The following is a 21,321-nucleotide window of genomic DNA, read 5'->3' as shown; positions in this document are numbered from 1 at the left end:
GCTGTTCTGCACCGTGCGCAACTACCACGACATCGAGCCCAAGGCCGCGTCCTTCCTGGGCGGCAATGGCTATTCGCTGGTCGCCCACACCCAGGCGCTGTCCGGATTGGGGCTGGTCGCGAACCCCCTGTCGCTGGTCGCCGTCTCCGCGCTCACGCTCGGGCTCGGCGGCGCGGTCGGCCTGATCGGTGGTGCGCCCAACCCCTACGTCTACCCGGAGAACCTGCCCCGGGTGAACGCGCGCGGCGGCCCGGGCGGGGCGCCGGGGTGCTGGCAACCCCTCACCCACGACCTGTGGCCCGCTCCGGAGCTGGTGATGGACACCGGCAACAGCCTCGCGCCGTACAACCACCTCGACACCGGATCGCCGTATGCGATCGAGTACGTCTGGGGCCGCCAGGTAGGGGATAACACGATCAACCCATGAAAATCACCGGAACCATTGTCAAGCTCAGCATCTTCTCGGTGGTGCTGTTGGTCTTCACTGTGATGATCATCGTCGTGTTCGGTCAGATGCGCTTCGACCGCACCAGCAAATACTCGGCGGAGTTCAGCAACGTCAGCGGCCTGCGCGCGGGCCAATTCGTCCGCGCCTCCGGCGTCGAGGTCGGCAAGGTCGACACGGTCGAGCTGGTCGACGGCGGCAAGCGGGCGCGGGTGAAGTTCAACGTCGATCGCTCGATACCGCTGTACCAGTCGACGAGCGCCCAGATCCGCTACCTCGACCTGATCGGTAACCGCTACCTGGAGCTCAAGCGCGGCCAGGGCGAAGGGGCCGACAAGGTTCTGCCGCCGGGCGGCTTCATCCCGCTCGCCCGCACCCAGCCGGCGCTCGACCTCGACGCCCTGATCGGTGGGTTCAAGCCGTTGTTCCGGGCGCTCGACCCGCAAAAGGTCAACACCATTGCGACCGCGCTCGTCACGGTTTTTCAGGGTCAGGGCGGCACCATCAACGACATCCTCGATCAGACCGCGCAGCTGACCAACCAGCTCGGTGAACGCGACCAGGCCATCGGCGAGGTCATCAAGAACTTGAACACGGTGCTGGACACGACGGTTCGGCACCGGCAGCAGTTCGACCAGACCATCAACAACCTGGAGGTGTTGATCACCGGTCTGAAGGACCACGGTGACCAGCTGGCCGGGGGGACCGCGCACATCAGCAACGCCACCGGCACGGTTGCCGACCTGTTGGCCGAGGACCGCGGGCTGCTGCACAAGACGCTCAACTACCTCGACGCGGTGCAGCAACCGCTGATCGATCAGCAGGACCAACTGCAGGACTACCTGAAGAAGGTGCCGACGGCGTTGAACATGATCGGGCGCGCAATCGGGTCCTATGGGGACTTCGTGAACTTCTACGCCTGCGACATCACTCTGAAGATCAACGGCCTGCAGGCCGGCGGTCCGGTCCGCACGGTCCGGTTGTTCCAGCAGCCGACGGGTAGGTGCACGCCGCAATGAGAACACTGGAACCACCCAACCGGGTTCGCATCGGCCTGATGGGCATCGTCGTGACGGTGCTGGTGATCGGCGTGGGCCAAAGCTTCACCAGCGTCCCGGTGTTGATGGCCAAACCGCACTACTACGGGCAGTTCAGCGACACCGGCGGCCTGAGCAAAGGCGACAAGGTGCGCATCGCCGGGGTGGACGTCGGCAAGGTAGAGGGCCTCAAGATCGACGGTGATCACATCGCGGTCCAATTCAACGCCGGCACAGCACAATTCGGCACCGAGAGCCGGATCGCGGTAAAGACCGACACCATTTTGGGTAAGAAGGTCCTCGAACTCGAGCCGCGCGGCAACCAAACGCTGAAGCCGGGCGGGACGCTGCCGATCGGCCAGAGCACCACGCCGTATCAGATCTACGACGCGTTCTTCGACGTCACCAAGGCCGCCCAGGGCTGGGACATCGACACGGTCAAGCAGTCCTTGCACGTGCTCTCGCAGACCATCGACCAGACCTATCCGCACCTGAGCCCCGCCCTGAAAGGGGTGGAGAAGTTCTCGGCCACCGTCGGCAAGCGCGACGAAGAGGTCAAGCACCTGCTCGCGCAGGCCAACAAGGTGGCCAGCATCCTCGGTGATCGCAGCGATCAGATCGACCGGTTGCTGGTCAACACCAAGACGCTGCTGGCCGCCTTCAACGAACGCGGTCAGGCGATCGACGCCCTGCTGGGCAACATCGCGGCGTTCTCCGAACAGGTCAAGGGCTTCATCAACGACAACCCGAACCTGAATCACGTGCTGGAGCAGCTGCGCACGGTCAGCGACATCCTGGTGCAGCGCAAGGACGACCTGGCCAACGGTTTCACCGAGGTCGGCAAGTTCCTGCCGTCCCTGAACGAGGCCATCGCCTCGGGCCCGTTCTTCAAGGTGGTGCTGCACAACCTGGCCCTGTACCAGATTTCGCAGCCCTGGGTCGACGCCGCCTTCAAGAAGCGCGGGATCGATCCGGAGAACTTCTGGCGCAGTGCCGGATTGCCGGAGTTCCGGTTCCCCGACCCGAACGGCACCCGGTTCCCCAACGGCGCGCCGCCACCCGCGCCCCCGGTGCTCGAGGGCACGCCCGACCACCCGGGTCCGGCCGTACCCCCGGGATCGCCCTGCTCGTACACGCCGGCCAATCCGGGCGGCAACGTCACGGTCGGGGACGAGGGTCTGCCGCGGCCGTGGAATCCGTTGCCGTGTGCTGGTGCGGCGTCGGGTCCGTTCGGCGGGCCGGGCTTCCCGGCGCCGGTCGACGTGATGACGTCGCCGCCGAACCCGAACGGTCTGCCGCCCACGCCGGGCATCAACATCGCGGGCCGGCCGGGCGATCCGCCACCCGACGTCCCGGGGACTCCGGTGCCGTTGCCGGCGCAGGCACCCCCGGGCGCGCGCACCGAGAACCTCGCGCCGGCCGGGCCGACGCCGCCGCCGTCGACGTTCGCGCCGGGGTTGCCGCCGGGACCGCCGGCGCCGCCCGGGCCGGGCAACCAGCTGCCCGCGCCGTTCATCAATCCCGGGGGATCTGGAGGCAGTGGCGCAGCGGGGGGAGGTAGCCAGAATTGAGCACCATCTTTGACGTCCGCAACCTGCGGCTGCCGAAGCTGACGCGGGCATCGGTGATCATCGCCTCGCTGGTGGTGATCCTGGCGATCGTCGTCGGCTACGTCGGTTGGCGCTTGTATCAGAAGGTGACCACCAACACCGTGGTGGCCTACTTCCCGGCGGCGAACGCGCTGTACCCGGGCGACAAGGTCCAGATCATGGGGCTGCGGGTGGGCGCGATCGACAAGATCGAGCCGGTCGGCAACAAGATGAAGGTCACCTTCCACTACGAGAACCAGTACCGGGTCCCGGCCAACGCCTCGGCGGTGATCCTCAACCCCACCCTGGTGGCGTCGCGGGCCATCCAGCTCGAACCCGCCTACAAGGGCGGCCCGGTGCTCGCCGACAACGCGGTGATCCCCGAAGAGCGCACCCAGGTGCCGGTGGAGTGGGATCAGCTGCGCAACAGCATCACCAACATCATCTCCAAGCTGGGCCCCACACCCGAGCAGCCGAAGGGCCCGTTCGGTGAGGTCATCGAGTCGTTCGCCAATGGGCTGGCCGGCAAGGGCAAGCAGTTCAACGACACGCTGAGCAACCTGTCGCAGGCGCTGACCGCGTTGAACGAGGGTCGCGGCGACTTCTTCGCGGTGGTGCGCAGCCTGGCCCTGTTCGTCAACGCCCTGCACAACGACGACCAGCAGTTCGTCGCGCTGAACCAGAACCTGGCCGATTTCACCACGCACCTCGCGCACTCCGACAACGACCTGGCCAACGCCATCCAGCAGTTCGACGGCCTGCTCAGCACCATCCGCCCGTGGCTGAACCAGAACCGCGAGGTGCTGACTCACGACATCAACAACCTCGAAACCGTCACGAACACGCTGCTGCAGCCCGATCCGCTGAACGGGCTGGAGACCGCGCTGCACGTCCTGCCGACCGCCGCGGCGAACATCAACCAGATCTATCACCCGTCGCACGGTTCGGTGGTCGCCATCCCGTCGATCACCAACTTCGCGAACCCGATGCAGTTCATCTGCAGCGCGATCCAGGCCGGTAGCCGGCTGGGATATCAGGAGTCGGCCGAACTGTGCGCGCAGTACCTCGCGCCGATTCTGGATGCGATCAAGTTCAACTACCCGCCGTTCGGGTTGAACCTGTTCAGCACGGCCGAGACGCTGCCCAAGGAAGTCGCCTATTCGGAGGATCGGCTGCATCCGCCGAACGGATACAAGGACACCACCGTCCCGGGCATCTGGGTGCCCGACACCCCGACGTCGCACCGCAACACCCAGCCGGGCTGGATCGTCGCCCCGGGTATGCAGGGCCAGCAGGTCGGGCCGATCACCGCGGGCCTGATGACCCCGGAGTCGCTCAATGAGCTGATGGGCGGACCGAACATCGAGCCGGTCCAGTCGACTCTGCAGACCCCGCCGGGGCCGCCGAACGCCTACGACGAGAACCCGATAGCGCCGGTCATCGGCCAGGTTCCGCCGCAGGTTCCCATTCCGCCGCCACCGCCGGGGCCGGGCGTGATCCCGGGACCGGTCGCCCCGACACCGGCGCCGGTGTCCGCGCCCGCACCGAACGCGGGTGGCCCCGCGTCACCCGCTGACTTTGGAGGTGGCCAGTGAGGGGCGCGACGAGCGCGATGAGGTTGGTCCGGCACCGGGCGTGGCAGACGTTGATCCTGCTGGTCGCGGCGATGGTGCTGAGTTCGTGTGGCTGGAAAGGCATTTCGAACGTCGCCATCCCGGGCGGCCCCGGCAGCGGCTCGGGCTCCATGACCATCTACGTGCAGGTGCCGGACACCCTGGCGATCAACGGCAACAGCAAGGTGATGGTCGCGGACGTGTTCGTCGGCTCGATCAAGGCGATCAATCTGAAGAACTGGATCGCCACCCTGACCCTGGGCGTGGACAAAAAGGTCAAGCTGCCCAAGAACGCCACCGCCCGGATCGGCCAGACCTCACTGCTGGGTTCGCAGCATGTCGAGCTCGCCGCGCCGCCGAATCCGTCGCCCGAACTGCTCAAGAACGGCGACACCATTCCGCTGAAGAACTCGACCTCGTATCCCACGACCGAGCAGACGCTGGCCAGCCTGTCGCTCATCCTGCGCGGCGGCGGCATCCCCAACCTGGAGGTGCTGCAGAACGAGATCTACAACATCTTCAACGGGCGCGGCGAACAGATCCGGGCACTGCTGGGCAAGCTGGACACCTTCACCAGCCAGCTCAACGCGCAGCGCGACGACATCACGCACGCCATCGACTCGACCAACCGGCTGCTGACCTACGTGGGCGGCCGCGCCGATGTCTTGGATCGAGTGCTCACCGACATTCCGCCGCTGATCAAGCATTTCGCCGACACGAAGAACCTGCTGATCAACGCCACCGACTCGGTGGGACGGCTCAGCCAGGCCGCCGACCAGTACCTGTCGGAAACGCGCGGGCCGCTGCACACTGACCTGCAGGCGCTGCAATGCCCCCTCAAGGAGCTCGGCAAGGCCTCGCCTTATCTGATCGGTGCGCTGAAGTTGATCCTCACCCAGCCGTTCGACATCGACACGGTGCCCAAGATGTTCCGCGGTGACTACATCAACATCTCGCTGACGCTCGACCTGACCTACAGCGCGGTCGACAACGCGTTCCTCACCGGGACGGGATTGTCCGGAGCCCTGCGGGCGCTCGAGCAGTCCTTCGGGCGCGACCCGGAGACGATGATTCCCGACGTGCGCTACACGCCGAACCCGAATGACGCACCGGGTGGACCGCTGGTGGAAAGGGGGGACCGGAATTGCTGACTCCCTTCATCCGACGCCAGCTGATCGCCTTCGGGGTCCTGACCGTCATCTCGCTGCTCGTCCTCGGTATCTACTACCTGCAGATCCCGAGCCTGATGGGCATCGGCCGGTACACGCTCAAGGCCGACCTACCGGCATCGGGAGGGCTGTATCCCACGGCCAACGTCACCTATCGGGGCATCACCATCGGCAAGGTCACCGACGTCGAGCCGACCGAGCACGGCGTGCAGGCGACGATGAGCATCGACAGCCACTACAAGATCCCGATCGACGCGACCGCCAACGTGCACTCGGTCTCGGCCGTCGGTGAGCAGTACCTGGACCTGACCTCGTCCGGGAATACCGGCAAGTACCTGGCGGAGGGCCAGACCATCACGAAGGGCACCGTGCCCGCCGAAATCGGGCCGGCCCTGGATACCGCGAACCGCGGGCTGGCGGTGCTGCCGAAGGAGAAGATCGGTCAGCTGCTCGACGAGACGGCGCAAGCCGTCGGCGGGTTGGGCCCCAACCTGCAGCGGTTGGTCGATGCCACGCAGGCGATCGTCGGTGACTTCAAAAACCAGATGACCGACGTCAACGACATCATCCAGAACTCCGGCCCGGTGCTCGACAGCCAGGTCAAATCGGGCGATGCCATCGAACGTTGGGCGCGCAACCTCAACCGGCTGGGTGCCCAGACCGCGCAGGAAGATCAACACCTGAAAAGCGTGCTGCGCCAGGCGGCGCCGACGGCCGACCAGGTCAACTCGGTCTTCAACGACGTGCGTGACTCGCTGCCCCAGACACTGGCCAACCTCGAAGTCGTCATCGAGCTGCTCAAGCGCTACCACACCGGCGTCGAGCAGGTCCTGGTGTTCCTCCCGCAGGGCGCATCGATCGCCCAGACGGTGGCGGCGCCGTTCCCGAACATGGCCGCGCTGGACCTGGCGTTGTCGATCAACCAGCCGCCGCCATGTTTGACCGGCTTCATTCCGGCGTCGGAGTGGCGGTCACCGGCCGACACCAGCGTTCAGCCATTGCCCACGGGTACGTACTGCAAGATCCCGATGGAGACCCCGGCCAACGGCGTGCGCGGATCGCGCAACATCCCGTGTACGGACGTTCCGGGTAAACGCGCCGCGACTCCGCGGGAATGCCGTGACCCCAAGCCGTACGTGCCCGCGGGTACCAACCCGTGGTACGGCGACCCCAACCAGATTCTGACCTGCCCCGCGCCGTCGGCGCGGTGTGACCAGCCGGTCAAGCCAGGCATAGTGATTCCCGCGCCGTCGGTGAACAACGGGCTGAACCCGGCACCCTCGGACCGGGTTCCCGGCACACCCCCGCCCACCAGCGATCCGCTGTCCCGGCCGGGGTCGGGTACCGTGCAGTGCAATGGCCAGCAGCCCAACCCCTGTGTCTACAAACCCAGTGGGCCTCCCTCGGCGATCTACAGTCCCCAAAGCGGTGAACTGGTAGGGCCAGACGGGGTGAAATACTCCGTCGAGAACTCGACCAGAACAGGAGACGATGGATGGAAGGAGATGCTGGCACCAGCCGGCTGAACCCCATCGACACGGACGATTCGTTGACCACGCAGGACAAGGACGAGGATTCGACGGCACCCGAGACCGCGCACACCGATCCGCAGGACGCCCCGGGGGATCCCGTGGAATCCACCGACGGTGACGCCGACGTCGACGCCGAGGAGTCCGAGTCCGACGGCGCTGCCGACAACGCCGCTGAATCCGGCGAGCCCGCCGTGGCCGCGCCCCGGCGTCCGTCCCGGGTGGGTCGCGGGTGGCTGGCCGCCATCGCCGCGGTGCTGGTGCTCTGCGCCGGCGCCATCGGGGCGGGTGGCTACCTCGCTCTGCACTACCACCAGCAAAGCCAACGGACCGCCCGCAACGACGACGCGGCGCTGAAGGCCGCGGTGGAATGCGTGTCGGCGACCCAGGCGCCGGACACCAACGCGATGACCGCGAGCGAGCAGAAGATCATCGACTGCGGCACGGACGCGTTCCGCTCGCAGGCGTTGCTGTACACCAGCATGCTCGTGCAGGCGTATCAGGCCGCCAACGTCCACGTTCAGGTGTCGGACGTGCGGGCGGCCGTCGAACGCAACAACCCCGACGGCTCGATCGACATCCTCGTCGCGATGCGCGTCAAGGTGGCCAGCGACCAGAACCAGAACGAAGCCGGCTACCGGCTGCGCGTGAAAATGGCCTTCGCCGAGGGGCAGTACAAGATTTCCAAGCTCGACCAGGTGACGAAGTGACGGTGGTGGCCGAACCCACTGCGCCCACGGCAATCCCACAGTCACCGCGGGAGACCTTGGCGCCCTGGCGATCTCGCGCCATCGCCGTCGCCGTCGACGTGCTGCCCGGCGTCGCCGTGGTGACGACCCTGGCGTTGGTGTCGTTCACCGTGCCGGCGGGCGGCGTGTGGTGGTGGCTGGCCATCTGCGTCCTTGGCATAGTGACCCTGCTGCTTCTGGTCAACCGGCTGTTGCTGCCGGTGATCACCGGCTGGAGCCTGGGCCGCGCACTGGTGGGCATCACCGTAACGCGGCGCACCGGCGCCACTCCGGGCCCGTGGACGCTGCTGCTCCGGGAGCTAGCCCACCTGCTCGATACCGTGTCGATCTTGGGATGGCTTTGGCCCCTGTGGGATTCGCGCCGCCGTACCTTCGCCGACATGTTGGTGCGCACGGAAGTGCGCCGCCTGGAAGCGGAGACGGCGCCACCTCACATCCGGCGCTGGAGCGCGGCCGCCGTGTCGAGTGCGCTGATCCTCTGCCTGGCCGGGGTCGCCATGAGCTTCTTCGTGTCGTACTCCGCGGACCGCGCGACCGATCAGACCCGCGCCCAGATCGCGACGCTGGGACCCAAGATGGTCGCCCAGATGCTGACGTATGACCCCAAGACGTTGCACGACGACTTCACCCGGGCACTGTCGCTGGCGACCGACAAATATCGGCCCCAGCTCGCGGCCCAGCAGGATCTGGTCCAGAAGGGGCACCCGGTCATCAACGAGTATTGGGTCACCAACAGCTCGATCGAATCGGCCAGCCCGGACCGGGCGAAGATGCTGCTGTTCATGCAGGGCCGCCGCGGGACCGGGCCCGAGCAGCGCTACATCAGCGCCACGGTGCGGGTGAATTTCGCCAAGGGAGGCGGAAACGATTGGCGCGTCGACGATCTCAACGTGCTGACCAAGCCGAAACAGCCCGGGGCCGGTAAATGAGCCCGCGCCGCAGGTTCGCCCCCGACGAGCGACCCCTGCTCGTCGCGCGGCCGGTCGAGGCCGAGGCGCCGCGACCCTGGCTGGTGCCGTTGGCCAGCACCGTCGCCGCGGTGCTGATGGTGGCGGCGATCACCGCCTGCGCGCTGATGCTCGCCTCGCACGCGTCCCGGGAGCGGACCGCGTCGAAGGACCGCGAGGTGCTGAACTACGTGAGCGGCTTCATGACGCAGTTCACCTCCATCGATCCGTTCCACGCCAACGACTACGTGAATCGGATCTTGGCGCAGGCGACCGGCGACTTCGCCAAGCAATACCAGAAGAACGCCAACGAGATTCTCCTCCAGGTCGCCCGGGCCGAACCGGCCACGGGCACCGTCCTGGACGCGGGCCTGGAGCGATGGAACGACGACGGCAGCGTCAATGTCATGGTGGCCACGGCGATCACCACCAAGTCTCCGGATGAAAAACAGGTGGTACAGAACGCCAATCGTTGGGCGGCAACCGCGACGCAGGAAGGGAACCAGTGGAAGATCAGCAACCTGCAGCAGGTGATGTGACCGCCGAGCAGAACACCGCCGCCGAAGGCGGCGCGACCACGGCGGCAGAGCGCGACGGCACGCTCCCGAGCGACGAAACTGCCGACGCGGCACCGGAATCCGACGCCACGGCGGCCGAGCCGGACGGCGCTGACGGCGAGGCCAGCGACGAGGCAACCGGCGAAGGGGAGGCCACCGGCCAGGATGCCGAGCAGGCCGCCGACACGGAGCCGGGCGATGGCCCGCGCAAGAAGCGGCGGACCGGTAGGGCCTGGGCCGCCGTCGCCACGATCGCCGCTCTGCTGTTCGTCGGGTCCGCCGCCTTCGCCGGCGCGATGATGCAGCCGTACCTGACCGACCGGGCCACCGCGGCAACGAAACTCAACGTCGCGCGGACCGCGGCCAACGCGATCACCACGCTGTGGACGTATACGCCGGAAAACATGGACACGCTGGCCGACCGCGCATCCCGCTACCTCAGCGGCGATTTCGAAGCGCAGTACCGCAAATTCGTCGACGCGATCGTGGCCCCTAACAAGCAGGCCAAGATCACCAACAGCACCGAGGTCACCGGTGCGGCGGTCGAAACGCTCGACGGCCCCAACGCTGCAGTCATCGTCTACACCAACACGACCTCCACCAGCCCGCTGACCAAGAACGTCCCGTCGCTGAAGTACCTGTCCTACCGGCTGTTCTTGAAGCGGTCCGACAACCGTTGGCTGGTGACCAGGATGACGACGATCACGTCGCTGGATCTGACACCGAAAGTTTAGCGGCGGCTGCCGGCGGAGCCGAAATATACTGCACCGCATGGCTGTCACGTCTCCGGTATCGCAACGATGGACGGTGGCCGCGTTGCTGCTGTTGACCTTCGCGACCGGCCTGGCCGACTCGATCAGCATCCTGGCGCTCGGTCACGTGTTCGTCGCCAATATGACCGGCAACGTGATCTTCCTCGGGTTCTGGCTGGCTCCGAGAAGCACCATCGACCTGACGGCCGTCGTGGTGGCCCTGCCGACCTTCATCTGCACCACGGTCGTCAGCGGCCGGCTCGCACGCCACTTCGGCGTCCGCACGCGAGCGTGGATCAGCACGGTACTGGCAACCGAGATCGTGCTGCTGGTGGCGCTGGCGATCCTGGCCGGCGCGGGAGTGCTGCGCTACCAAGGGAAGTCGAAGCTGATCATGATCGGCATCCTCGCGGTGACGTTCGGCCTGCAACACTCGAGCGCGCGCCAGTTCGGCATTCAGGAGCTGTCCACCACGGTCCTGACGTCGACGATCGTCAGCCTCGGGCTGGACAGTCGCCTGGCCGGCGGCACCGGCGAACGCCACAGGCTGCGCATCGGAGTCGTCGCGACCATGTGCGCCGGCGCGTTCTTCGGCGCGACGATGTCGAGATACGTGATCGCCCCGGTGTTCGTGGTCACCGCCGCGGTGATAGCAGCGAGTCTGCTGATCTTCCGGTTGGGGCCGGCTGCGACGAAACCTGCTGCGGCCGTTGCTAGTTGAACGCCAGCCAGCTGGGCAGCGCCCGCTCGTGTGAGTCGCAGAGCACCTGCCGGGTGTCGCACGATCCGCGCGGTGATCCGGCCCCGGCCCACATGCCCCCGGTGTCGCGGCGCAGCACGATCGCCGACGAGCCGCCGCCGTCGAGCAGGACGGCGTTATCGCTGCCGAGTCCGCGGAACAGGTCCTGCATGTTGTCCGGGGTGTAGTTGCCGCCCTCGAAGATGTACATCTCGTCCTTCTGCCGGGCATAGGCAATGGCCGTTCGCGCCGCGCTGGGCCCGCCGTCGTGCAGCTGTCCGGTGTTGCCGGGCGCCAACAGCCCGATTCCCGAGACCGCGACGAATCGCTCGTTCTTGTTCAGCAGGTCGGCGACCACCGGAGTGGCGGCGTCATAGTCGCTCTTTGTCTTGGGCCACACCACATACGGCGCACCACCGGACGGCAGGATCATGGTTGACAGCGCGCTCCAGTTTTCGCCGCCACCGGACAGGCCCTGCTTGCCGGGGTAGGCGACGGTGCCGGTGACCGCCTGGTTGGCGCGACCCTGCCCCTGGGTGTTGTCGACGAAGGCGCCGAGCGGAGAACTGCAGCCGGTCTGCCGCCAGGATCCGCCCTTTTGCCCTCGGACGTCGAAGAAGTTGGCGTTGATCGCGATGGTCGGCTGGCCCATGCGCTGCCAGGCCTGCAGCGGCGCGTAGAGCTCCGACGCCTGCCAGAGGCCCTCGCCGGTGCGGGCCCCGGGGTTGTTCTCGCACCTGGCCTGATCGCCCCGGTGCGTGTCGACCAGCAGGTGCGGCGACAGGCGACCCGCCGCGTTCTTGATGATCATCAGATGGCCGCCGTTGTCCATCTCGTACCAGCTGCCCCCGGCGTTGAGCATCGGCGCGGGATGGCCGGGGCCGAAGTTGTAGACCAGGTAGGAACCACGGGTGCTGTCGATGGCGTTGGCCAGCAGGTCGCGGCCGTCTGCGGCCCGGGCCAGGGGTTGTCCCGAGGTGATGGCCAGGGTGCAGCAGGCGACGACGGACGCGCAGCACGCCGCGAGCCGGCGGAAGCTGGCGCGTCGGGTCAGCACGTTAGCCCTTTCCGCCTGAAGCCGAATGCAACAAAGACATCATCAGCCTCAGGAGTCACACTGTCAACAAAGATAACGTTGGGGTGACGGTCGGGCTACGCGCGAATTACGCTTGCTCGCTTGAACTTTCGGGCCCGGCGGCGGCGGGTTGGGTGGCGCCGGATTCGGCCGACCCGGATTCGGCAGGCGCCGGCTCGGATCCGGCAGGCGCGGCGGCGGGCGCCCCCGCGTGCTTACCGCGGCGGGCCTGGTGCTGCGCCTGGTGCTCCTGGGCGATCGCCAGTTCGACCGCGCCCGGAATCCGGTGAAAGCCCTTGCGGTCGTAGAGGTGCGTGACGACGCCGCCGAGCAGCAGGCCGATGACAAGGCCGATCGTCGTCATGGTCAGGGCCTGGGTCAGACCGGCATCGCCATGGCCGCCGAAGTAGAGCAGCGAGCGGGCCCCGAGGAAGACCTGGTGCATCGGTTCGAATTCGGCCAGCCAGCGGAAGAAGGACGGCGTGGCCTCCAGCGGCACCGTGGCACCGGCGGACGGCAGACCGAGGATCACGAAGATGAGCATGCTGACCAGCATTCCGGCGGTGCCCAGCACCGAGAGCAGGGAACTGGATGTGATGCCCACCGCGGCGATCGCGAAGACCCCGAACGCCCAGAGTTGCCAGCTGTGGTCGATGGGCATGCCGAGCCCGTCGGCGATCGCCAGATACACCGCCGAGGTGAGCAGCCCCAGCAGCACCATCATGGCCCACTTCAGCAGCAGGGTCTGGAATCGGGAAATCCTGACCTGCTCGGCGAACCGGTACACCGGCCCGAATTCCGCCGGCACGTAACCGAGTAGCGCGTCCACCAGCGTGCTGACCACGATGCTGCCGGTGAATCCGGCCAGCAGCAGCAAGAGGGCGTAGTAGAAGGCCGACAGGCCGTTACCGGTGCCGTTCGGCAGTGGGTTGTACACGTTCGACTGGATGTCGATGGGGGCGCTCAGACCCACCTGGGCCGCCCCGGCCAGCGGCGCGCCGCCGGTCTGCGCGGCCACCTCCGCCATAACCCGTTGCCCTGCTATGCCGTTGGCCATTCCCATCGCCGTGTTGAGGGTCTGACCGGCGATGCTCGCGCCGAGCGTGCCGGCCCTCGGATTGGTGGAGACCGTGATCGACGGCCGATCGGCGCGGGCGGGCACTACCGCGCTGGTCGCGAAGTCTCGCAACTTCGACGAGAAGCTCGGCGGTATCAGCACCTGGCCGTACACCCGTCCGGTGTCCATTTGGTGCTTGGCCTCGCCTCGGGTGAGCACGCGAACGTCGAACTTGTTCTTGTCCAACCCATTGAGCAGGCGGTCGACGATCTGTGCGCCGCCGGGGCCGGCGTCCTCGTTCACCACCGCGATGGGGAAATGACGCAGGTTGGTTGTCGGGTTCAAGATGCCGCCGAGATAGAGCGCGCACAGCGCCGACATCAACGCGACGGTGATCACCAGGGGTGCCGCCCAGAACCGCACGGTGCGGATCGCCTTGATGTTCCGGTTGGGGTTGGGCGCCGCGTGCTGCGGGTGCGATTGAGGCATGCCGACTCCTGTCTGTCGAGCCCACTCTATGGGCTGCGGAGCCGGCCCTCTATGGCCTCAGTCACCCAGCTTCGCGTGCATCTCCCAGATCAGCAGTTCCGACGGCTCGCTCGCGATCACGCGCCGGCCGTCGGCGTCGGTGAATCGCACGGCATCGCCCTCGTTCACCGCGCCGATTCCCTCCACGTCGACCCGGCCCCGGGCCGCGAAAAGGTGCAGGTAGGGCGCCTGCGGAAGGCCCAACGCCACACCGGCCGCCAACCGCGTCACGTGCAGCGCGGCGTTGCGGTTGTGCAGGGTGATCGCGGCGTCATGCGCGAACATGCCTGAGGCGATCGTCACAAGATTGCCCGCCAACAGCTTCTGGTCGATCTCTCGCTGTTGATAGCTCGGTTCGACGCCGGCCTCATCGGGGGCCACCCACATCTGCACGAAATGAACCGGCTCAGTGGGGGAGTCGTTGCGTTCGGAGTGCAGGATTCCGCTGCCGGCCGACATGCGTTGCGCCAGGCCGGGATAGACCACGCCTTGGTTGCCCGCGGAGTCGCGGTGCGACAGTTCGCCCCGCAGCACCCAGGTCACGATCTCCATATCGCGGTGCGGGTGGGTGTCGAATCCCGTTCCCGGGGCGACGATGTCGTCGTTGTTCACCAGCAGCAGCCCGAAATGGGTGTTCTGCGGGTCATAGTGGTCACCGAAGGAGAAAGAGTGCCGCGATGTCAGCCACGCGGTTCTGGTGACGGCCCGGGTTTCCGCAGCCCTGATCTCCGTGGTCGCGGACATCGCCTCAGCCTAATGTCTGTGGCGTCACGCCACCGCCGCGGTGAGCATCCCCTGGGCGTGCCGAAGCGCCGCGTCGAGTTCCGGCAAGGTCAGCCCTGCCGAGTGGCCCAGGTGGATCTCGATCTGATACTCCGGCTGCCCGTCCTGGGCGAATATCGGCAGGACAACGAATTCCGTTGTGGCCAAGTCGGTCTCGAGTACATCGGTGATCGACCGCAGGGTCACCATCGTCATCAGCGTGGTGAGCTGGCGGGTGACCTGGGCCGTCGGCTCCAACGAGGCCAGCACATCGGCAAGCCGGGTGTGCAGCGATCGGTGAGTGTCATCGAACCGCCACGCGCCGTAGCCGCGGGCGCGGATATCGGCGAGTACCCGTCGGTGCTCGGCGATCTCGGTGCGGGTCAGCCTGGGCGTCACGCGATGCAACCACGCCTCGACGAAGTCATCATCGCGCCAGGCCATGGCGACCAGCCCGAACGGCGGGTCGATGGGGAAGCGCTGCCCCACGGCATGCTCGCCGTCGGTGGCATGGCCGACCGCATCGACGGTGGTCAGATGCCGGGTGCCGATCCTCGACATCGAGCAGCCCCCGCCGAGCGTGTGGTGCAGGAAGCGCAGCGCGTCGCGCCCGCGGTCCAGCAGCGGAAACTGCTGGCGCAGGCCGTGAACAAGTCCGAACAGTCCGCTGCCCAATACGTAGCGGCGATCGTCGCGGCGCGCCACCCAGCCCCGCCCTTCCAGTTCGGCCAGCACCAGGGCGCAGGTCGACGTGCTGATCGCGCAGCTCTTCGCCAACTCGGCCGAGGTCAAGCCGGGTTGCGAATCAGCCAGGGCGACAAGGACATTAATTACCCGGGCGGTCGGCGGTGATTTGGCACCCGATCCCCCGCGGGTCCCGGCCATTGACGTATCCACCGTCACCTCCTTACGATCCGCCTAAATATAGTCATATGTGTCCTAATATTAGGAGAGTGTCCGTGTTCAAGGTGGGAGTTTGGGGCCCGGGCTCGATGGGCGTGGTGGCCCTGCGCGGGGTGATCGACCATCCGGAGCTGCAACTGGTCGACGTCGTCGTGCACAGCGACGCGAAGGCTGGTCGCGATGCGGGGGAGCTGTGTGGCATCGCGCCCGTCGGCGTGGTGGCGACCCAGGATCCGGCGGCCCTGCTGGCCGGTGATGCCGATGTCGTGGTGTACGCCGCCGCCGCGAACTTGCGGCCGCTGGAGGCCGTCGAGGACATGGTGTCGATCCTGCGGGCCGGAAAGAACGTGGTGTCGTGTTCAGTGGTGCCGCTGGTATTTCCCGACGCCGTCGACGCCGCCTTCACCGACCCGCTGCGCCAGGCCGCGATCGACGGAGGGGTGTCGTTCTTCACCACCGGTATCGACTCCGGGTTCGCCAATGACGTGCTGCCGCTGGTCCTTACCGGAGTCTCCCGGGTGATCGAGTCGGTGCGGGTCACCGAGATGTTCAATTACGCCACCTATCCGGACCGCTCCGCCGTCTACGAGATTCTCGGATTCGGCCAGCGGCCTGACTACCCGGCCTTCGCGGCTCAGCCGGGGATCTTCACCTTCGGCTGGGGTCCGGTGCTGCACCAGTTGGCCGCCGGGCTGGGCGTCAAGATCGACAACGTCGAGGAGAGCAACGAGCGCATCCCCGCCACCGAGTCCTTCGACACCCCCACCGGTCACGTCGCCGCCGGAACCATCGCCGCGATGCGTTCGACGCTCACCGGTTACGTGGACGGGAAGCCCACTTTCGTGCTCGACCACGTGACGCGCATGCGTGACGACATCGCCCCGGATTGGCCGCAGCCACGCGTCTCCATCACACCGAAGGACCTCGGCTACGGGCCGGCGTCGGGACAGGGGCTCTACCGCGTGGAGATCGAGGGCTCGCCGAGCATGCGCTGTGAATTCGAGATGGCCGAGGGGGCGGACCACGACCTGGGGGCCCGGATCGCCGGCTCGTCGCGAATGGTCAACGCCATCCCCGCGGTTTGTGCGGCCCCGCCGGGACTGCTGTCCGCGCTGGACCTGCCGCTGATCACCGGGAGCGGCCTGGTGCGTCCGGTGCCTGGGCCGCCGCCGGACAGCCGGCTGTTCTAGCCCTAAGCCCGGCCGTCGGGAAAGGTCGCGGCGGCGAGCTGCAGGATTTCGGCGCGGTCGGCCGGCAGAATGAACCCGGCGGCGATCGCCGCGTCGAGGGCTGGGGTAAAGCCTTCCAGGTACTGCGCGCCGCCATCCGGATAGAGCCGCCGAATCGTGTTGGCGTCGAACAGTTCTCCGGAGCCGAAGATCGACGACATGATGCTCTCGTCGCCGCCCAGACCCGACGTCCTGGCGATCGGCACGTCCACCCATGGGGTTCTGATGCCACCGCGGGCGAGCCCGTTGCCATCCGGAACGGGTTGCGGCCCGGCGTCTTCGCGTACCTCGAGCGGGTCCGCGCTCGGGGCGGGTTCGCCGGAGACGACCCAGTTATTCAGCGCAGCCACCGCCGCTTGCACCACATAGTGGTGCTGCGGGCCGAAGTTGATGTTGTGTGCCAGCCGCTGGCCCATCAACATGTTGGTCGGCGCGTAGCCCGCCACGATGGTCTCGAGCGGTGCCGAGCCGCTGTCGATGAACGCAACCTGAATCGTGTAGTTGTCGGCGTGTGCGGCGCCGGCGATCTCCCAGACCCGCAGCCGCTCACCGTCCGGCTGCCTGGCGAAGTAGTAGCCGTCGCGCGGACCGCCGAAGACATCCGTCTCGGTGATCACCGCCAGCAGCGGGACACGCAGTTCCGGGCGGAACATAACCGGCTGTGTCGCAGAGGATTCGTCGAAGATCGAGCTGCCGTCCAGCGGGGCGGCCGGGCCGAAGCGGGAGTGCACCAGGAATCCGTCGTAGATGTGGGTCAGCGGGTCGACGGCGTTGACGTAGGTCGTGAGAAACATCGCGGACTGGGATTCGCCCAGCGCGATGACGTGCCGGGCGGGCAACCCGCGCAGGATGGCGTCGTGTTCGCCGTCCTTGATGAGCCCGCCGATCTGGGAGAACATGTCGTAGGAGAACGCGTCGCCCGGATGGTGCAGGGTCGCATACCGTTGCGGGTCTTGGCTTTTCAACGACATGTCCGTGCCGAGCAGGCTTTCGCCGCCTTCGACTCCCACCCGCTGAGCCGAGACCGCGACGTAGGCGTAACCGGCGCGCAGCATCTCGCGGTGCGCCATCATCCACACCGCGGCGGCGTCGATGCCACCGCTCACGTTGAGCCATTCGACCAGCACCGTCCCGTTGAACCGGGCGGGATCGGACGGCGTCAACACCACCATTCGGGTGGTGAAATCGGCCGAGCCCGAAGGTGTTACGTCCCAGCGGCCATCGGGACCCAGCTCGCTCACCGGGCTGTAGCTGCGGGCCGTGCCGGCGACCAGGAACTCCTCGACGCAGTACCCGACGTCGGCCAGGTCGAAGGCGCTCAGCAGCAGCGCCGGCTTGCCCGGGGTGGGGGTCACCTGGGTCGTGTGCGTCATGGCGCCGTCCTTCTCAATGCCGTTCCGCGGGAAGCGAACTGGGCAGGCCGAATTTCGTGAACAACGTGTCGTCGAGGAAGGCCACCACGTGGGACACCTTGCCGCCCCGCACATCCAGCACCTGCAGCTGAAAGGGCATGTGCGCCTCGCCGTCGCGCATGTACATGGCCGCGGCGGGCTGGCCGTTGGCGATCAGCGGCAGCATGCGCATGTCCCCGCTGCCCTCGGCCGGGCACTGCTGATGAATGAGGGTGACGATGGCCCCCGCCCCCTGATACCAACCGGTGTACGGCGGCATCTCCCAGATCGCCTCGGCGGTGAACAGGTCGACCAGCCGGTCGATGTCGTAGGTTTCGAACGCGGCGATGTAGCGTGCCAGCAGGTCCTGCGCTTCGGCCGAATCCGGTTGCACCAGTTGGTCTTCGGTGCTGGGCCCCACCTCCTCGAGCTGAGACCTGGCCCGCTGCAGCAGGCTGTTCACGGCGGTGGTGGTGGTCCCGACCGCATCGGCGACCTCCGCGGAGCGCCACTGCAGCACGTCGCGCAGCAGCAGCACCGCCCGCTGCCGTGGCGGAAGGTATTGCAGCGCAGCGACAAACGCCAACCGCACGGACTCCCGCGACCCGACGACGACCGAAGGGTCGGCCGGATGCTCGGTCAACTCCGGCAGCGGCTCCAGCCACGGCACCTCACGCCGCTCCACCAGCTCGGCTGTCGGGTCCGAGCTCGGACCGCCCAGGCCCACCGGCAGCGGCCTGCGCTGGCGTCCCTCCAGCGCGGTCAGGCAGGTGTTGGTGGCGATGCGATGTAACCACGTCCGCATCGAGGACTTGCCTTCGAAACGGTCGTAGGCCTTCCAGGCCCGGAGCAGGGTCTCTTGCACCAGGTCCTCGGCGTCGTGTAGCGACCCGGTCATTCGGTAGCAGTGGGCCAGCAGTTCGCGTCGATAGGGTTCGGCGTGCTCCGAGAAACCCTCGCCGGTCACCGGGTCACCTTCAGAGTTTTGCGCGAGAAGGCTCATCCGCATGAGCCTACGCAGTGTCGGGCCATCCGGCCCGAATCAACAGCCACTACGCTGCCGGTAATGACGAGGACCTCCGAGTGAACCGCACCGAACGCAGTTTCGACGGCTTCGGCGGTGTGCGCATCGTCTACGACGTCTGGACGCCCGACACCGCCCCGCGAGCCGTCGTGGTGCTCTCCCACGGTCTGGGCGAATACGCCCGGCGCTACGACCACGTCGCACAGCGCTTCGGCGAGGCCGGCCTGGTCACCTACGCGCTGGACCATCGCGGGCACGGCCGCTCCGGCGGCAAGCGGGTGCTGGTGCGCGACATCCATGAGTACACCTCCGACTTCGACACCCTGGTCGGCATCGCCACCCGGGAACACCATGGCCTCAAGTGCGTCGTGCTGGGGCACAGCATGGGCGGCGGAATCGTCTTCGCTTACGGCGTCGAACGCCCGGACAACTACGACCTGATGGTGCTCTCAGGGCCCGCGGTCGCGGCCCAGGACCAGGTCTCGCCGCTGCTGGGGTTGGCCGCCAAGGTGCTCGGGGTCGTCATGCCCGGGCTGCCGGCGCAGGAACTCGACGTCGACGCCATCTCCCGGGACCCCGCGGTGGTGGCGGCCTACAAAGAAGACCCGCTGGTGTATCACGGCAAGGTGCCGGCCGGCATCGGCCGCGCGTTGTTGCTGGTCGGCGAGACCATGCCGCGGCGGGCGCCGGCCCTGACGGCGCCATTGCTGGTGGTGCACGGGGAGCAGGACCGGCTGATTTCGGTCGCGGGCAGCCGGCGCCTCGTCGAGTGCGTGGGGTCCACCGACGTCGAGTTGAAGGTGTATCCGGGGCTCTACCACGAGGTTTTCAACGAGCCCGAGCGCCAGCAGGTGCTTGATGACGTGGTCTCCTGGATCACCGCGCGCCTGTGAGACGGGCGTGTCGGCGGGCTCCAGTATTTTGGCGCCATGACTGACGACAAGATGCTGGCGCGCATCGCCGCGCTGCTGCGTCAGGCCGAGGGCACCGACAACACCCACGAAGCCGACGCGTTCATGTCCGCCGCGCAGCGGCTCGCGACGGCCGCTTCCATCGACCTCGCGGTGGCGCGCTCCCATTCCGCCCAGCGGTCGGCGGCGCAGGCACCGACGCAGCGCACCATCACCATCGGGGCCGCCGGCACCAAGGGGTTACGCACGTATGTACAGCTGTTCGTGCTCATCGCCGCGGCCAACGATGTGCGATGCGACGTGGCGTCGAATTCGACGTTCGTTTATGCCTACGGGTTCGTCGAGGACATCGACGCCAGCCACGCCCTGTACGCCAGCCTGGTCGTACAGATGGTCCGCGCGTCGGACGCCTACCTGGCCTCGGGTGCGCACCGTCCCACGCCGACGATCACCGCCCGGCTCAACTTCCAGCTGGCGTTCGGGGCGCGCGTCGGCCAGCGGCTGACCGAGGCCCGCGACCAGGCCCGGCGGGAAGCCACCAAAGATCGCAGCCGGGCGCCGGGCACCGCTATTGCGTTGCGGGACAAGGAGGTCGAGCTGGTGGACTACTACCGCGGCGCGTCGAAGGCGCGCGGCACCTGGCAGGCCGCCCGGGCATCGGCGGGGTATTCGTCGGCGGCGCGGCGCGCCGGGGACCGGGCCGGCAAGCGAGCGCGGCTCGGCAACAGTCCCGAGCTTCCCGGGGCGCGGAGCGCGTTGAGCGGGTGACCGCGGGGGACTCCCCGCGGCGGGATTCTCAACGCTCCAAGGTCTATGCGGCCGAGGAGTTCGTCCGGACGCTGTTCGACCGTGCCGCCCAGCACGGCTCACCGGTGGTGGACTTCTTCGGCACGCAGTTGACGCTGCCGCCGGAGGCGCGATTCGGTTCGGTGGCCTCCGCGCAGCGCTATGTGGATGACGTGCTGGCGCTTCCGGCGGTGCGGCAACGGTGGCCGGCCGCGTCGACCCTGCGGGTGCGGCAACGGCGCGCCGCCAGCGCCGCGCACTACGAAAACCGTGAGGGCACAGGCATTATCGCGGTTCCCGATCGCGACACCGCCGACTGGGCGCTGCGCGAGCTGGTGATGCTGCACGAAGTGGCGCATCATTTGTGCCAGGCCGAGCCGCCGCACGGCCCCGAGTTCGTTGCGACGATCTGCGAGTTGACGGAGCTGGTGATGGGACCGGAACTGGGGCACGTGCTGCGCGTGGTCTACGCCAAAGAGGGCGTGCGGTGAGCCAGGCCGATCCCGACGCGCGGGCCCGCGACGTCGAG

General features: G+C 67.4%; 20 protein-coding genes and 1 pseudogene. 15 read left to right on the top strand and 6 right to left on the bottom strand.

Annotated elements, in window-relative coordinates:
• The 11 genes from AC5Y7E_RS24135 to AC5Y7E_RS24085 all read left to right on the top strand — a co-directional run.
• The coding region (locus AC5Y7E_RS24135; RefSeq protein ID WP_499917697.1) for an MCE family protein at window positions 1-427 on the top strand (427 nt) is incomplete at its 5' end.
• Window positions 424-1,464, top strand: coding sequence for a virulence factor Mce family protein (locus AC5Y7E_RS24130; protein WP_499917698.1), 1,041 nt, complete (start codon window positions 424-426; stop codon window positions 1,462-1,464). The genes AC5Y7E_RS24135 and AC5Y7E_RS24130, both read left to right, overlap by 4 nt.
• Window positions 1,461-3,053, top strand: coding sequence for a virulence factor Mce family protein (locus AC5Y7E_RS24125; protein ID WP_499917699.1), 1,593 nt, complete (start codon window positions 1,461-1,463; stop codon window positions 3,051-3,053). Before AC5Y7E_RS24130 ends, AC5Y7E_RS24125 begins: the two co-directional genes overlap by 4 nt.
• Window positions 3,050-4,666, top strand: coding sequence for a virulence factor Mce family protein (locus AC5Y7E_RS24120; protein ID WP_499917700.1), 1,617 nt, complete (start codon window positions 3,050-3,052; stop codon window positions 4,664-4,666). Before AC5Y7E_RS24125 ends, AC5Y7E_RS24120 begins: the two co-directional genes overlap by 4 nt.
• Window positions 4,667-4,683: 17 nt before the next feature.
• A complete protein-coding gene (locus AC5Y7E_RS24115) occupies window positions 4,684-5,835 on the top strand; it encodes a virulence factor Mce family protein (protein WP_499917701.1) in 1,152 nt (383 codons plus the stop codon).
• Window positions 5,829-7,379, top strand: coding sequence for a virulence factor Mce family protein (locus tag AC5Y7E_RS24110; protein WP_499917702.1), 1,551 nt, complete (start codon window positions 5,829-5,831; stop codon window positions 7,377-7,379). Before AC5Y7E_RS24115 ends, AC5Y7E_RS24110 begins: the two co-directional genes overlap by 7 nt.
• Window positions 7,349-8,092 (top strand): Rv1363c family protein, encoded by a 744-nt coding sequence (locus tag AC5Y7E_RS24105; RefSeq protein ID WP_499917703.1) that lies wholly within the window; start codon window positions 7,349-7,351, stop codon window positions 8,090-8,092. The genes AC5Y7E_RS24110 and AC5Y7E_RS24105 overlap by 31 nt, the downstream gene beginning before the upstream one ends.
• Window positions 8,089-9,060, top strand: coding sequence for an RDD family protein (locus tag AC5Y7E_RS24100; RefSeq protein ID WP_499917704.1), 972 nt, complete (start codon window positions 8,089-8,091; stop codon window positions 9,058-9,060). Before AC5Y7E_RS24105 ends, AC5Y7E_RS24100 begins: the two co-directional genes overlap by 4 nt.
• Window positions 9,057-9,617, top strand: coding sequence for an Rv1363c family protein (locus AC5Y7E_RS24095; RefSeq protein ID WP_499917705.1), 561 nt, complete (start codon window positions 9,057-9,059; stop codon window positions 9,615-9,617). The genes AC5Y7E_RS24100 and AC5Y7E_RS24095 overlap by 4 nt, the downstream gene beginning before the upstream one ends.
• Window positions 9,584-10,369 (top strand): mammalian cell entry protein, encoded by a 786-nt coding sequence (locus tag AC5Y7E_RS24090; RefSeq protein ID WP_499917706.1) that lies wholly within the window; start codon window positions 9,584-9,586, stop codon window positions 10,367-10,369. Before AC5Y7E_RS24095 ends, AC5Y7E_RS24090 begins: the two co-directional genes overlap by 34 nt.
• A gap of 73 nt (window positions 10,370-10,442) precedes the next feature.
• Window positions 10,443-11,108 (top strand): YoaK family protein, encoded by a 666-nt coding sequence (locus AC5Y7E_RS24085; protein WP_499918217.1) that lies wholly within the window; start codon window positions 10,443-10,445, stop codon window positions 11,106-11,108.
• Here AC5Y7E_RS24085 and AC5Y7E_RS24080 read toward each other — a convergent pair.
• The 4 genes from AC5Y7E_RS24080 to AC5Y7E_RS24065 all read right to left on the bottom strand — a co-directional run bounded on the left by AC5Y7E_RS24080 (window position 11,101) and on the right by AC5Y7E_RS24065 (window position 15,433).
• Window positions 11,101-12,210, bottom strand: a complete 1,110-nt coding sequence (locus AC5Y7E_RS24080) for a phosphodiester glycosidase family protein (RefSeq protein ID WP_499918218.1) — start codon at window positions 12,208-12,210, stop codon at window positions 11,101-11,103. The two genes, AC5Y7E_RS24085 and AC5Y7E_RS24080, sit on opposite strands and share 8 nt — an antisense overlap.
• Before the next feature lie 79 nt (window positions 12,211-12,289).
• Window positions 12,290-13,747, bottom strand: a complete 1,458-nt coding sequence (locus AC5Y7E_RS24075; RefSeq protein WP_499917707.1) for a YhgE/Pip domain-containing protein — start codon at window positions 13,745-13,747, stop codon at window positions 12,290-12,292.
• A 57-nt stretch (window positions 13,748-13,804) separates the two neighbouring features.
• Window positions 13,805-14,530: a pirin family protein gene (locus tag AC5Y7E_RS24070; protein WP_499917708.1), complete on the bottom strand. Its 726-nt coding sequence runs from the start codon at window positions 14,528-14,530 to the stop codon at window positions 13,805-13,807.
• Window positions 14,531-14,554: 24 nt separating this feature from the next.
• Complete coding sequence (locus AC5Y7E_RS24065; RefSeq protein WP_499918219.1) at window positions 14,555-15,433, bottom strand: MarR family transcriptional regulator; 879 nt, start codon at window positions 15,431-15,433, stop codon at window positions 14,555-14,557.
• 74 nt (window positions 15,434-15,507) lie between these two features.
• Here AC5Y7E_RS24065 and AC5Y7E_RS24060 point away from each other — a divergent pair, with 74 nt between their 5' ends.
• Window positions 15,508-16,641, top strand: a complete 1,134-nt coding sequence (locus AC5Y7E_RS24060; RefSeq protein WP_499918220.1) for an NAD(P)H-dependent amine dehydrogenase family protein — start codon at window positions 15,508-15,510, stop codon at window positions 16,639-16,641.
• Between the two features lie 2 nt (window positions 16,642-16,643).
• Here the strand turns inward: AC5Y7E_RS24060 and AC5Y7E_RS24055 are convergent, their stop codons facing one another.
• Both AC5Y7E_RS24055 and AC5Y7E_RS24050 read right to left on the bottom strand, forming a co-directional pair.
• Complete coding sequence (locus AC5Y7E_RS24055) at window positions 16,644-18,053, bottom strand: alpha/beta hydrolase domain-containing protein (protein WP_499917709.1); 1,410 nt, start codon at window positions 18,051-18,053, stop codon at window positions 16,644-16,646.
• A gap of 13 nt (window positions 18,054-18,066) precedes the next feature.
• Window positions 18,067-19,201, bottom strand: a pseudogene (locus AC5Y7E_RS24050) (sigma-70 family RNA polymerase sigma factor).
• Here AC5Y7E_RS24050 and AC5Y7E_RS24045 point away from each other — a divergent pair.
• The 3 genes from AC5Y7E_RS24045 to AC5Y7E_RS24035 are packed head-to-tail and all read left to right on the top strand — an operon-like array spanning window position 19,194 to window position 21,283.
• Window positions 19,194-19,988, top strand: a complete 795-nt coding sequence (locus AC5Y7E_RS24045) for an alpha/beta hydrolase (protein WP_499918222.1) — start codon at window positions 19,194-19,196, stop codon at window positions 19,986-19,988. The pseudogene AC5Y7E_RS24050 and the gene AC5Y7E_RS24045 sit on opposite strands and share 8 nt — an antisense overlap.
• Window positions 19,989-20,024: 36 nt before the next feature.
• Window positions 20,025-20,774 carry a DUF2786 domain-containing protein gene (locus AC5Y7E_RS24040; RefSeq protein ID WP_499917710.1) on the top strand — a complete coding sequence of 250 codons (750 nt, stop codon included), beginning with the start codon at window positions 20,025-20,027 and terminating at the stop codon, window positions 20,772-20,774.
• Window positions 20,771-21,283 (top strand): TIGR04338 family metallohydrolase, encoded by a 513-nt coding sequence (locus tag AC5Y7E_RS24035; protein ID WP_499917711.1) that lies wholly within the window; start codon window positions 20,771-20,773, stop codon window positions 21,281-21,283. Before AC5Y7E_RS24040 ends, AC5Y7E_RS24035 begins: the two co-directional genes overlap by 4 nt.
• Window positions 21,284-21,321: the final 38 nt, after the last annotated feature.

This window comes from Mycobacterium sp. NGS17, from assembly GCF_059813205.1.
This window is presented reverse-complemented; position numbering and strand designations above follow the sequence as displayed.

Coding starts and splice junctions, on each gene's coding strand:
- AC5Y7E_RS24130 (WP_499917698.1), top strand. CDS start 424: ATGAAAATCACCGGAACCATTGTCAAGCTCAGCATCTTCTCGGTGGTG.
- AC5Y7E_RS24125 (WP_499917699.1), top strand. CDS start 1,461: ATGAGAACACTGGAACCACCCAACCGGGTTCGCATCGGCCTGATGGGC.
- AC5Y7E_RS24115 (WP_499917701.1), top strand. CDS start 4,684: ATGAGGTTGGTCCGGCACCGGGCGTGGCAGACGTTGATCCTGCTGGTC.
- AC5Y7E_RS24105 (WP_499917703.1), top strand. CDS start 7,349: ATGGAAGGAGATGCTGGCACCAGCCGGCTGAACCCCATCGACACGGAC.
- AC5Y7E_RS24095 (WP_499917705.1), top strand. CDS start 9,057: ATGAGCCCGCGCCGCAGGTTCGCCCCCGACGAGCGACCCCTGCTCGTC.
- AC5Y7E_RS24075 (WP_499917707.1), bottom strand. CDS start 13,747: ATGCCTCAATCGCACCCGCAGCACGCGGCGCCCAACCCCAACCGGAAC.
- AC5Y7E_RS24070 (WP_499917708.1), bottom strand. CDS start 14,530: ATGTCCGCGACCACGGAGATCAGGGCTGCGGAAACCCGGGCCGTCACC.
- AC5Y7E_RS24065 (WP_499918219.1), bottom strand. CDS start 15,433: ATGGCCGGGACCCGCGGGGGATCGGGTGCCAAATCACCGCCGACCGCC.
- AC5Y7E_RS24055 (WP_499917709.1), bottom strand. CDS start 18,053: ATGACGCACACGACCCAGGTGACCCCCACCCCGGGCAAGCCGGCGCTG.
- AC5Y7E_RS24040 (WP_499917710.1), top strand. CDS start 20,025: ATGACTGACGACAAGATGCTGGCGCGCATCGCCGCGCTGCTGCGTCAG.